At 42.3% G+C, this 13,447-nt stretch carries 9 protein-coding genes; 7 read left to right on the plus strand and 2 right to left on the minus strand.

Going from position 1 to position 13,447, the window contains the following annotated elements; translation table 11 throughout:
* The 6 genes from FG28_RS14995 to FG28_RS15020 all read left to right on the plus strand — a co-directional run bounded on the left by FG28_RS14995 (position 1) and on the right by FG28_RS15020 (position 10,119).
* The gene (locus FG28_RS14995; RefSeq protein ID WP_036384212.1) at positions 1 to 3,057 is read left to right on the plus strand and encodes a TonB-dependent receptor; all 3,057 of its coding nucleotides are present in this window, start codon (positions 1 to 3) and stop codon (positions 3,055 to 3,057) included.
* Positions 3,058 to 3,073: 16 nt separating this feature from the next.
* Positions 3,074 to 4,558 (plus strand): RagB/SusD family nutrient uptake outer membrane protein, encoded by a 1,485-nt coding sequence (locus FG28_RS15000; protein WP_036386702.1) that lies wholly within the window; start codon positions 3,074 to 3,076, stop codon positions 4,556 to 4,558.
* Between the two features lie 93 nt (positions 4,559 to 4,651).
* Positions 4,652 to 5,704 carry a glycoside hydrolase family 130 protein gene (locus tag FG28_RS15005; RefSeq protein ID WP_036384215.1) on the plus strand — a complete coding sequence of 351 codons (1,053 nt, stop codon included), beginning with the start codon at positions 4,652 to 4,654 and terminating at the stop codon, positions 5,702 to 5,704.
* Positions 5,704 to 6,945 (plus strand): MFS transporter, encoded by a 1,242-nt coding sequence (locus FG28_RS15010; protein WP_051947393.1) that lies wholly within the window; start codon positions 5,704 to 5,706, stop codon positions 6,943 to 6,945. The genes FG28_RS15005 and FG28_RS15010 overlap by 1 nt, the downstream gene beginning before the upstream one ends.
* The gene (locus FG28_RS15015; protein ID WP_036384216.1) at positions 6,932 to 8,665 is read left to right on the plus strand and encodes a hypothetical protein; all 1,734 of its coding nucleotides are present in this window, start codon (positions 6,932 to 6,934) and stop codon (positions 8,663 to 8,665) included. Before FG28_RS15010 ends, FG28_RS15015 begins: the two co-directional genes overlap by 14 nt.
* Positions 8,666 to 9,234: 569 nt before the next feature.
* Entirely contained in the window at positions 9,235 to 10,119 is an 885-nt protein-coding gene (locus tag FG28_RS15020; protein WP_036384217.1) for a dienelactone hydrolase family protein, read from the plus strand.
* A gap of 45 nt (positions 10,120 to 10,164) precedes the next feature.
* Here the strand turns inward: FG28_RS15020 and FG28_RS15025 are convergent, their stop codons facing one another.
* Positions 10,165 to 11,376, minus strand: a complete 1,212-nt coding sequence (locus FG28_RS15025) for an MFS transporter (RefSeq protein WP_231562638.1) — start codon at positions 11,374 to 11,376, stop codon at positions 10,165 to 10,167.
* A gap of 206 nt (positions 11,377 to 11,582) precedes the next feature.
* Between FG28_RS15025 and FG28_RS15030 the strand changes: the two genes are divergently transcribed.
* Positions 11,583 to 12,347 (plus strand): exodeoxyribonuclease III, encoded by a 765-nt coding sequence (locus tag FG28_RS15030; RefSeq protein ID WP_036384218.1) that lies wholly within the window; start codon positions 11,583 to 11,585, stop codon positions 12,345 to 12,347.
* Between the two features lie 13 nt (positions 12,348 to 12,360).
* Here FG28_RS15030 and FG28_RS15035 read toward each other — a convergent pair whose 3' ends face one another.
* Positions 12,361 to 13,419 carry a PAS domain-containing sensor histidine kinase gene (locus FG28_RS15035; protein WP_036384220.1) on the minus strand — a complete coding sequence of 353 codons (1,059 nt, stop codon included), beginning with the start codon at positions 13,417 to 13,419 and terminating at the stop codon, positions 12,361 to 12,363.
* Between the last annotated feature and the right edge of the window lie 28 nt (positions 13,420 to 13,447).

Below are 13,447 nucleotides of genomic sequence, written 5' to 3' on the forward strand. Positions count from 1 at the left end.
ATGAAATCTAACCCAATCTTAAAAGTAATGGCCATCACCTTCTTCCTGATAATGGGGATGGTTCGCGCACATGCCCAGAAAAATATCACAGGTTATGTGTCAGATGGAAAGGTTCCCATACCAGGAGCCAGTATTGTGGTAAAAGGAACCTCAAATGGGACAGCGTGCGATTTTGATGGAAATTTCTCCTTGGAGAACGTCGGGCCTGATGATGTGCTGGTAATTACCAGTATTGGATTTGTTGCCCAAGAAGTATCTGTGGGGAGCAAAAGTTTTATTGAGGTTGTCTTGACAGAAGACACACAAAAACTCGGAGAGGTTGTCCTGGTCGGGTATACCACCCAAAAGAAAGCAGATCTAACAGGGGCAGTGGCCGTTGTGGATGTGGAGAGATTGGAAAAAACCCGAGTACCCAATGTATCTCAGGCACTTCAAGGACAGGTTGCTGGGGTTCAAGTTACAGCGAGTACTGGGGCGCCTGGTGATCCTGTAGAGATTCGAATTCGTGGAGAAGGTACCATTGGGAACAATGATCCCTTGTATGTTGTGGATGGGATTCCATCACGGGATATTTCATTTATGAACCAAGCGGACATCAAATCCATCACGGTATTAAAAGATGCAGCAGCAGCATCTATTTATGGCTCTCGGGCCTCCGGTGGTGTTGTCCTGATTACCACAAAACAGGGGGAGAAAGGAAAAATGTCCTTTAATGTCGATTACTTCAATGGTTTTAATAAGGCTGTAAATCTACCGGATTTGCTCAATGCCGATCAATATATCAATACACTGGAAACGGCATGGAACAATACCTACACAGGGGATAACCCATACACAGCAGATCGTGGACGTTCAGATTTTGCCAATACCAATTGGTTGGATGAACTATTTGAGACCGGACATTCACAAAATCTACAATTGACCGCTAGTGGCGGCAATGAAAAGTTACAGTATTTAATGTCATTGGGGTATTATGGCCAAGATGGTATTGTGGTTTACGACAATGACAAGTATCAAAGAATCAACTATCGCACGAACATAAGTGCTGATTTGAACGATCGTCTAAAAGTGGGAACCAACTTGCAACTTTCCTATGATAAACGAGACTTGGTAGCTTCCCGGGGAGAAAGCCTAATTCGGTATGCGTTACTACGTGCCCCTGTAATTCCAGTTTATAAGGATGTGAATGACCCTACCTATTCGGAAAGGGACCCTTTCACGGACATGCCCTTTTTTACCGAAACAGGATATGATGTTGGACTACAGCGAAGTATGTATGAAATGGTTGGCAACCCAATAGCACGGGCTTACTTCACGGACAATACTGAAAGAACATATAGAACATTCGGCAATGTCTTTGGCGAATACCGTTTCTTGAAGGACAAGAACTTGACTTTCAGAACCAATGTTGGTATAGACCTCTCTTTTTTTCACAACAAGGTGTTCAATGAAAATTATGGAGATGACGATGGTGGGGGCAATCCCATTGATGCAGGTCTGGGAAGACAGAATCGTCCCAATAGCTTAAATGAATCTAGAGGAGAGGCTTTTACCTTGACAATTAACAACACCCTTAACTACAAGACCGTACTGGGTGAAAAGCATAGCTTGAGTGCATTGTTGGGAATGGAGTACATTACCAATTATGCTTCCTCTATAGGTGCAAGCAGGGCCCGGTTCCCATATACCAATGACGAATTTCGTTACTTGGACTATGGCGGAACGGAGCTTGATCTATGGAATAGCGGTTCGGCATCGGAATGGGCACTTTTCTCTTATTTCGGATCAGCTTCCTATTCCTTTGACAATAAGTACATGCTCACAGCCAACTTGAGGGCAGATGCTTCCTCCAGATTTGCCGAGAATAACCAATGGGGATATTTCCCTTCCGTATCTGCAGGTTGGAAGATTTCCGATGAAACCTTTTTGAAGGAGGTGGACTGGTTGTCCAATCTAAAACTAAGGGCCAGTTGGGGTATTCTTGGAAACCAAGAAATTGACAACTATACCTATCTTACACTTATCAGCCAAGAAAATGGTATTGTCAAGACCAACCGTTTTGGGAATCCAGACTTGAAATGGGAAAGCTCCGAACAAACCAATTTTGGGGTTGATGCTGGACTTTTCCAAAACAAACTGAACATCACGGTAGAGTATTTCAACAAATATACCAGTGACATTTTATTGCCCATAAGCTTACCTTCTGTGGTAGGGAATGTGCAACCTACCATTCTAAATGCCGGAGAGGTGAGAAATAAAGGATTTGAGTTTTCCGTCGGGTATCAAAACTCCGAAAGGAAGTTCAAGTATGGCATTAATGCCAATATGGCTACTTTGGACAACAAAGTGGAGAAACTTCATCCCAACCTGCCAAATATTGTGGGCGAAGTAACGCGCACTACGGTTGGGCAGCCCTTGAATGCCTATTATGGGTATCAAATGGAGGGAATTTATCAAAATCAGGCAGAGATCGACCAACATCTGAGCGGTACAGCCAATCCTACTGCAAAACCAGGTGACATTAGGTTCAAGGACCTGAATGGGGATGGAATTATAAGTGCCGATAATGATCGCGGTTTCATAGGGGCTCCAATCCCAGAGCTTACTTTCGGGTTGTCCTTCACATCATCTTACCAAGGATGGGACTTTTCATTCCTTTTCCAAGGAGTTGAGGGAGTGGACCGTTACAACGACGGAAAGAAAATAGTGGATTACGATACGCGCCCATTTAACTTCACCACGGCCATATTGAATGCATGGAATGGTGAAAACAGTACCAATAGCATTCCCAGAGTGGCTTTTGAAGATAACGGGAGCAGTAGGATATCCAGCATTTTTGTAGAAGATGCGTCCTATATCAGGCTAAAGAACATTGAACTGGGCTATAGCCTGAAAGAAATCAAGGGAATCAATAGCCTCAGGTTCTATTTGTCCGGTCAGAATCTGTGGACCATTACGGATTATTCTGGACTTGATCCAGAAACTACAGATTTGATAGATAAGGGTACATATCCTAGTTCTGCCTCTGTTTTGTTGGGTATAAATGCAAAATTCTAATCACAAAAAAATCAAAATGAAAAAGCTATATAAAAATCTTCTGTTCATTGTTCCGTTTGCGGTTGCAGTTTCCTGTACCAGTGAGCTGGATAACGACCCCATTGGTTTACTTACTTTGGACCAAGTGGATACTGACCCTACATTGGAAACTGTGGAATCCGCTGTGGAATCTGCCTATTATCCATTGAGAAATACGCTTAACAGTATAATACCCGACTGGCGATGGGACTTGGGGACCGTATTCCGGAACGATATCATCCTACAAGACATGGCTGCCAACGATATGAACAAAAAATGGAACCCTGACGGCGATCAAGCATGGATGGATGAAATTGGCAACTTTGTATTTACACCAGAAAACCAAGCCTTCAATGGTATATGGACCTATGATTTTGAAGGTATTAGCAGGAGCAATCTGGCCATTGGGTTTTTGACCGATTCCGAGATTGTGGAAAAAACGGGCATCTCACAGGCACGAAGGGACCAGCTTTTGTCCGAGGCATATTTTCTAAGAGCCTATTATTACTTTGACCTTGTGAACAATTTTGGCGATGTCCCTTTGATATTGAAATCGCCAGAATCTTTTGAAGAGGCATTTTCCGTTTCCGTAAGGGCCTCGAGGGCAGAGGTGTTGGACCAAATTGGATTGGATTTGGAAACAGCGAGGGGACTGGCCCCACAAATAAAAAATGATGCAACCGATCCGTGGAGGGTTTCCATAGGTGCCATCATAGCGCTCCAAGCCAAAATTTCACTTTATAGTGAAAACTGGTCTGAGGTTTTGGACTTGGTAACAGAATTGGATAATCTTGGGTTCTATGATCTCAACGATAATTATTTTGATGCTTTTGATGCAAGCTTGGAGTTCAATGACCAAGAGGTGATTTTTGCCTATGATCACCGTTCCGGCGAAAACCCTGGTAATGGAAATGGTTTGGCGGCAGTGTCCGGTTGGGGCTTTTTTGCACCAACTGACGATTTCTTGGCAGCCTTTGAATCCGATGATCCACGTTTGGCATACACAATCAATGTCACAGACCAGCATTCGCCCAAGATTTTAGGATCGATTACTGATTACAAAGGGAATGATGATTCCCCAGGAAATAAGATTTACATACGCTACGCAGATGTACTCCTTTGGAAGGCAGAAGCGCTTAATGAAAGCGGGAATCCCTTGGATGCTGTATCCATCATCAATCAAGTTAGGGAAAGGGCAAGAAATACACCTACCGCGGACGGAACGCCGGTGCCAGCAGGAACCCTGCCCGCAAGAGCCAATACCAATGACCAGGCGCAAGTACGTGCCTGGATACAATCGGAACGTAGAGTGGAACTAGGTTTTGAATCACAACGGTTCAATGATTTAAAACGATGGGGCATTGCTGGATCCACCTTGCAGGGATTGGGCAAAAACTACCAACCGCACAACAATTTATATCCCATTCCACAAGCTGATATTGATAAATCAGGTGGTTCCATAACCCAAAATCCAGGATACTAGATTTTAAAAAGACCCAAAGATCTGGAAAGCGGTGGAATGAAGCGCCGCTTTCCAATTGGGTCAATACCTTAAAATATAATAAGGCACATATTTATGAAAAAAATAGTGGCCCGACATGGGCAGAACCCGCTATTGTCTCCAAAAGACCTAAAACCCAGTCAACCTGAAATGGTGATTGAATGTCTGCTCAACCCTGGGGCATTTACCTATGGAGGGAAAATAGGCATTGTACTGAGGGTGGCGGAACGTACCAAGCAAAAGGAAGGAACTGTGTCCGTACCCATATATGATGAAATGGGGAGGTTAAAAATAATGGAGTTCTCTTTGGATGACCCAAAACTCGATAATTCAGATGCTCGGGTTATAACCTATGACGGAGAACAGTACCTTACGACAATTTCCCATCTTAGGGTTTTGTTCAGTACGGATGGTGTCAATTTTGAGGAAACCACGGAATACCCGCCAATATTTGGCCAAGGAACCTATGAAAGTTACGGGATTGAGGATTGTAGGGTGTCACAGATTAAGGATACCTACTATCTTACCTATACCATGGTTTCTTCCAATGGAGTGGGTGTTGGGTTAAAAACAACATTGGACTGGAAAAAGTTCAAATCCCACGGCATGATTTTTAGCCCTCACAATAAGGACTGTGCCATTTTTGAAGAAACTGTCAATGGTAAGTATTATGCGTTCCATCGTCCCAGTAGCCCAGAACTTGGAGGAAATTACATGTGGATTGCCGAATCCATGGACGGTATGCATTGGGGCAACCACAAATGCATAGCCCGTACCCGCCCTGATAGGTTCGATAGTGCAAGGCTTGGCGCAGGAGCGGCCCCAATCAAGACAGAAAAAGGGTGGCTTGCCATTTATCACGGAGCGGATCATCAACACAGGTATTGTCTGGGTGCTCTGTTGTTGGACCTTGAAGATCCTTCCAAGGTGCTTTCCCGTTCAGAAGTTCCAATAATGGAACCCGAGGAAGCGTATGAAAAAGTGGGCTTTTTTGGTGAGGTCATCTTTACGAATGGACATGTGATAGATGGGGATGATATCCATGTGTACTATGGGGCGTCAGATGAACATGTGGCACTCGCTACACTATCAATATCGGAAATACTTAAAACTTTAGACCATAGCTAATGGAAAAATCAATCGGAGTAGGGTGGGGGGATTTCTCCAAAAATGCCAAGATTCTTATCATCACCAATCTTGTCTATGCCTTTGTATTGCCCGTGGTGGACATTTTTGTGGCATCCTACATCATGCGTAACTCGAATGACCCAGCCAAGGTCATGCTCTATCAATTGGCCATTTACTCAGGGATTCCACTGACATTTCTGGTCAACGGTTACCTATTGAATATGGTAAATATTAAAAAACTCTTTTCACTCGGGATGCTCTTGAGCGGAGTTTCTATGGTGGTCATGATGTCTTTGCAAGAGATAAGCTATGTTGGATTGACGGGCGCGGGCTTGATCATGGGGATGTCCTTTGGCCTTTATTGGTCCAATAGGGATTATTTGGTATTAACTACTACAGCGGACAGAACCCGTAATTTTTACTATGGGTTGGATACATTTTGCTATACGGTGACAGGTGTCTTGGTACCTATCATGGTAGGATGGTACCTGGTAAACGGGAAATCAATGGAAGTGGAAGGAATCAATTTGAGATATCAAACAGTGACCATTATTGTTTTCATCATTACCATTATAGCCTCAATAATCTTCCATTTGGGAGCCTATGAAAAGCCTAAGAGTGAAAAATTTCTCTACTTCAAATTTCATAGGGTCTGGAAAAAGATGATACAAATGTCATTTCTTAAAGGGTTGGCACAAGGCTTTATAGTGACCGCCCCTGCCATGTTGATGATGACCTTTTTCGGCTCCGAAGGAGCTTTGGGAACAGCGCAGTCCATAGGAGCGTTGGTGGCAGCCTTTATCATGCTTTTACTGGGAAAATTTTCCAAACCCAAACATCGATTGATCATATTCAGTGTGGGGTTGGTCTGCTTTTTTCTAGCGGCATTGTTCAATGGTGTGTTGTTCAGTACCACAGGAGTCATACTTTTTATGCTTTTCCTGTTGATTGCACGTCCCGTACTGGATATTGCTTATTTTCCCATACAATTGAAATTGATCGATGTTTTGTCCAAATTTGAAGGGAGGAATGAATTTTCCTATATCCTTAACCATGAGTTTGGATTGTATGTGGGACGATTTGTGGGGGCCATGACATTCTTGGGGTTGGCATATTTGGGCAGTGTGGAAATAGCGCTTAGATACGCCCTTTTGATCATAGGAACATTGCAATTACTGTCAATAATCATAGCCAAACAACTATTGAAAAAACAAAAGCAACTGGAACATGAAATGGAATAAACGAATATTTCAAACAATATTGGGAGCCTTTATGATGGTGGTGGTTGGCTGCCAAAAAGCTGAAAAGGTCAAGGCTGTACCAGTATCCCAAAAGACCATTGGCCGTGTGGATAGCATGCCTTTTACCCCCCAACCTTATAAAATTTTAAATTTTAAAGAATTGGCCCTTTCCTATGATCGTGTTGTGTATGACAGTACCCAAACTGGAGAGTACTGGCCCTTGGTTTGGAAGGATAAGTCACGGAAAAACTTCGATCAAGAAACTTTTGGTATCTATACGGCCCTTGGTGATACAAGACAGGGCCCTGAAAAACATAAAGGCATGTTTCACGAATCCCTGAATACCATCAGTTCTGTTCTTGGAGCCTCTTTGGTGGATATCGATAAATCAAACCAGCATGGCGAGGATTATGTGGGTATGCTTAAAAACTACTTCAATTCTGAAACGGGCTGGAACATTGTAATGAACAATACTTGCCCTGAAGTTGCATTGTTGGGAGGGGGATATGGAAGGGATTGGTGGTATGATGTCTACCCTAACCTTCTTTTCTACGGCGTGGCCGATTTTTATCCAGAGCAACCGGACTTTGAATTCATCCAACGGTCCATTGCCGATCGTTTTCAAAAAGCAGATTCCGTTATGGCAGGAAATTACCACCATACCTTCTTTGATTATGGTTCACTGGAGCCCAAGGACAATTGGATTTGCCACCAGGAAGATGCTGCCGCTGGCCATGCTTATGTTTTATATGCAGCCTACCGGAAGTTTGGAGATCCAAAATATCTGGATGCCGCAAAGTCGTCTATGGAGGCACTTCTTTCGCAAGAAGAAAATCGTTTTTACGAAATACTCATGCCATTTGGAGCATACGTAGCTGCACGATTGAACGCTGAAGAGGGAACATCCTATGACTATCATAAAATATTGGATTGGACCTTTGACGGTACATCGGTATGTAGGGAAGGATGGGGTGTGCTATTGGATAATTGGAACGGTTATGATGTATCTGGGTTGGTTGGTAGTACGGTGGATCACGGAGGTTTCGCTTTTTTGATGAACACCTACGATACCATGTGGCCTTTGGTACCATTGGTACGGTATGATTCAAGATATGCAACGGCAATTGGGAAATGGATGTTGAATGCGGCCAATGCCTCCAAGTTTTTCTATCCCTATGAAATGGCCGACGATCATCAGACTTTACCCAATAAAAAAGAGTACACCAAAGGTGTGATTGCCTATGAAGGCTTAATAAAGAACGCCCATCTGGAAGGGTATTCACATTTGGAAGCCCCTATAGCAATTGGTGATGGACCTCATTGGACACCTGACAATCCTGATGTCTCACAGTTTAGTGTCTATGGAAGTGGTCATGTTGGGATTGCCGGGGCAATCATAGAAAAAACCGATGTGTCTGGAATATTGAAGTTGAACTGTTTGGCAACCGACTTTTATAGAAAGGAATCTTATCCGACCTTTTTGCTCTATAACCCTCATGAAACTCCAAAAACAGTTAAGTATGTATGTCAAAGCAAATCAAAGGTGGACTTATATGATGCCATTACCCACCAAGTGATTGCCAAGGGTGTTGCTAATGAAAATACCATTGACATTCTCGGAAAGGAGGCAAGTTTGATCGTGGAGATTCCAGCAGGAAGTTCGATTAAGGAAAAACAGGGTAAATATTATGTGGGTGATATTGTTGTTGCATTTATGTAAACTACAATGCTAAAATGAGAAGTTCATAGGATATTATATCTGGTTGGCCCCAACAAGAAAATATGACAATTTGTTTAGTTAATTTTAATTGGTTTCTTTCTTTAACAGGGAGAAGATAAATTTTCTCCCTTTTAATGGATACGAATATAACAACCTTGTTGATTCGGTATTCTTCAAAAGATTGTCATGACAAAGAATGGTATAGGGGTTATTTCATTAAATCAAGACATTGATCTTTGTCGTTTATAGACTTAAAGGCGTCGTTCAAAGTATAATTTTATGTTATTAGCTTTTCTGATATTAGCTTAAGTTGTTATTTAGATTTTGAGTTAATGTTCTTTAGGCATCGTTGGGCATATTAGCGGCTATGGATTCAATACAAGCGACCAATGAATGGCTCAAATGACTTATCTCGTGCAGCTTAGCTATGCTCTATTGGACTTAAGAGCATTCGGTTTATAATATCAGATACTTGACTGAACCATAATTTCTTAACTTATCGGTAGGAAATAGGTGTGATCATAGTTATTTCAAACACAAAATTTAGCAAACACTCAAACAACACACTCATGGAAAAATTAAGAAAAGAAGACATTAAACAAGAAGTTTTCGACCTGTATGACGACTACGCTCATAATAAAATACAACGAAGGGAATTCATTGAAAAACTGGGTATCTATGCCGTAGGCGGTATTACGGTTGCTTCGCTAATGAGTTTTTTGATGCCCAACTATGTGGACACTATGCTGGTGAATAAAAATGATCCCAATTTGGATTCCAAGTACATCACTTATAACTCTCCAAAAGGAGGTGGGGAGATCAAAGCTTTATTGTCAAAACCCAAGGAAGCCAAAGAAAAATTAGGAGGCATTGTTGTGGTGCACGAAAACAGAGGGTTAAATCCCTATATTGAAGATACGGCCAGAAGGGCAGCTCTGGAGGGATTCATTACCATAGCTCCAGATGCCCTTACGCCCCTTGGTGGTTATCCCGGGAATGATGATGAAGGTAGAGCCTTACAGCGGCAAAGAGACCGCGACGAAATGCTTGAAGATTTCATAGCAGCATTTGAATATCTTAACGCTCATGATGACTGTAGCGGTAAAATTGGGGTCGTCGGTTTTTGTTTTGGAGGATGGATTTCCAATATGATGGCGGTTAAAGTCCCTGAATTGGCTGCCGCGGTTCCATTTTATGGAGGTCAGCCCACAGAAGATATTGACAAGATCAATGCGCCATTGATGCTCCAATATGCCGGGTTGGATGAGCGGGTCAATGCCGGGTGGCCAGCGTATGAAAAGGGCCTAAAAGAACACAACAAGGAATACTCGGCCTTTGTGTACCCAGATGTAAATCACGGGTTCCATAACACAACTACGCCAAGGTATGATAAAGAGGCAGCCGAATTGGCATGGTCAAGGACCATCGAATTTTTCAAGGAAAAACTCAGCTAATCCATGATTCTTTTTATTGTCAAGTAGTGTATGGGTTCGGTCGGCTCAAGTACAAAGAGATTCTTTTCTCTTTTTCTTCTCTCTTGATTTTTGGGAATATAAAATGGCCATTCCAATGCATGCGCCGGTCAAAGCCAAAATGGCTCCAACTACACTTGCATAGTTCACGGGGAGTCCAAATACCATTGGAAGACCTCCCAGATAGGCACCGGAGGCATTTGCCATGTTAAAGGCACTTTGATTCATGGAAGACCCTAGTTTCTCGGCTCCTTTGGCAGCTTTTATAATGGATATTTGGATGGGTGCGGCGAGCGAAAAGGTAATAATCCCAACAATAAAGCTCAGAACAAAAATGGCAATGCTACTACTTGCCAAAAGTGAATTCACCATAAGAATGGTGGCCATGCTCAGTAAGCTGATGATCACAGATTTCTGTGCTGAAAAAACTTCCACCATTCGGGCCCCTAAAAAATTACCAATGAACATACCCACCCCAGCAACAATCATCACGTAGCCTACATAAGCTTCCGGCAAATGGGTCACAGTGATGACCAAAGGGGCAATATAACTGTACCAAGCAAAAAAACCGCCTGTTCCAATGGTGGTCAAGGCAATCAAAGCCCAAAGTTTTTTGCTTTTTATCCCAGAAGGAGGGTCTTGGCCTTCAACGGCTTCGGGTTCTTCCAGCAACTGCTTGGGCATCCAATAGTACAGGCTTGCCAGCGTGGCAATCCCAGCAATGCCGACAAGTATAAAAGAAAAGCTCCAGTGCCATTCTTGGCCAATATAGGTTCCAAGAGGAACACCAACCACATTGGCAACCGTAAGTCCGGAGAACATTATGGCCATGGCCTGGGCGGCCTTACCGGGTCTGGCAAGATAACCGGAAACAACTGCACCAATACCAAAAAAGGCGCCATGGGGCATTCCAGATAAAAATCGGAACAACAGCATAACCCAATAGTTTCCTGAAAATGCCGAGAGTGTGTTGAACACCGTAAACCAGATCATCAAAAACAATAATGATTTTTTTGGAGTCAATTTTCCGATAACCTTGGCCATTAGGGGAGCACCGATTACCACGCCCAATGCATAAATGGCAATAAAATGCCCTGCTTTGGGTATGGAAATGTCCATGGAATTGGCAATGTTGGGTAAAATGCCCATAATCACAAATTCTGTTAGACCAATCCCGAACCCACCAACGGCAAGGGACAACAATGCGTTTTTATTTGTTAAATGTATGGGTTGACTCAAGGACGTATTGTTAGGTTGCAAAATTATAATGAAGGAACAAAGGTACGTGATAATGCTTGATTGGGTTACAAGCATTTTTACCTAATTATGTGTTGGTTTATCAAATGGTGGAGGTATAAAAAGAAGTTTGAAAACCAAAGAATATTTCCAAAAAAATCCATCATATCCTTATCTTTAAAAAAACGAAACAAACTAAAAACAAGTTTATGCTAATTCTTTCGTGGAACGTGAACGGTATCAGGGCCATCAGCAAAAAAGGTTTCTTTGAGAACATTAAAAACCTGGATCCAGATGTACTATGCATTCAAGAAACCAAGGCACAGGATCATGAGACCGAAAAGGAACTGACCCAGCTGGATAACTATAGGGTGTTCTCAAATTCAGCGGAAAAAAAAGGCTATTCCAGTACAGCGCTTTTAAGCAAAAAAGAGCCTATCTCGGTTAAAAATGACATGGGTGTTGCAGAGCACGATTCTGAAGGAAGGATTCAATGTGCGGAATATGACGATTTTTTCTTGGTCAATGTTTATGTTCCCAATTCTGGACAAAAATTGGACCGTTTGGAATACCGTAAAACCTGGGATGCTGATTTTTTGAAATATCTCAAGGACTTGGAGGCCAAAAAGCCCGTGATCGTTTGTGGTGATTTCAATGTGGCCCATAGGGCCATAGACCTTAAGAATGATAAGTCCAATTACAACAAGACCGCTGGGTACACTCAAATTGAAATAGACGGGATGGATAATTTTTTGGATGCTGGCTTTGTGGACTCTTTTCGGAAATTACACCCCAATGAAGTGGCCTACACCTATTGGAGTTACCGTTTTAAGGCCCGTGAACGAAACATAGGTTGGCGTATTGACTATTTTTTGGTCAGCCCTAAGTTGATGGACAAAGTTGAATCGGTGAAAATCTTTTCAGATGTATATGGTTCAGACCACTGCCCAATAGGATTGGATATCAACTTGTGATACTACCATTGTCTTAGCGTTTAAACTTTATGGTGAAAGTGGTTCCCTTATCCACTTCACTCTCCACAGCTATGGTACCCCCTAAACTGCTCACATGGTTATGTACCAAATATAGGCCTACCCCTTTGCTATCCTCGTTGCCATGAAACCTTTCATTCAATTTAAAAATAAGATGCCCAACTTTTTCCATATCCATGCCAAGTCCATTGTCTGAATACGTTAAAGACCGTTCCCCATTGTGTTTATTTGAGCTAATGGTGATCACAGGGGGAACCCCCGGTTTTGCATATTTGATGGAATTCGTCACCAAGTTTAAAAAAATACTTTCCATAAAATTCTCCTTGAATGGAACGCTCTCCATTTCAGAGAAATCCACTTGGAATTTGGCACCTGCCTTTTGAATTAAGGCACTAATGGAACCCTGGACTTTTTGGAGTACTTCACTAAAAAAAACCTCTTTGAGCACATTATTTTTGGTGTCATGTTTCACATGAGCATCTATGAACGCGTTTAATGAAGTTTTTAATCCTTCCGCAGAGAGCCGTATAAGACTGACAATTTCCCTGGTATCTGCATCTTCAATTTTGGAAAGGTCGATTAAATTGGTCAAGGACATCAAATTATTCAAAGGAGACCTAAGATCGTGTGAAGTGGTATAGTTTTGCCGCTTAAGCTTCTCATTTACTTTGTGAAGCTGGCTTAAATGGGAAATACGTTCGTTCTCCAGTTTCTTAATGTGGGTGATATCTTTGGCAATGGCATAGATCAACTGTTCATTTTCTAAAGGGATTGAAGTCCAGTGCAACCAAACAAGTTCTCCCGACTTGCACACATATCTGTTCTCAAAATTGACCAAGGGAACATTGTTCTTCAGTTTTTCTCGATGTGCTGCCGTGCGTTCCTTGTCTTCGTGATAAATGAATTCTGAAATCTTTTTTGAATGCAACTCTTCTTCGGAATAACCCAAGAGTGCTACAAAAGCAGGGTTGATTTTCACAAAATACCCATCATAATCTGCAATGCAAAGACAATCCACGGATTGGTTAAAAAAGGGTTCTAGTTGGATATTCATTCATTTAGTTTGTTTAGTGGCCTTAATT

Origin of the sequence: Muricauda sp. MAR_2010_75, assembly GCF_000745185.1 — a bacterium.
In the GTDB taxonomy this organism is placed as follows: Bacteria; Bacteroidota; Bacteroidia; order Flavobacteriales; family Flavobacteriaceae; genus Flagellimonas.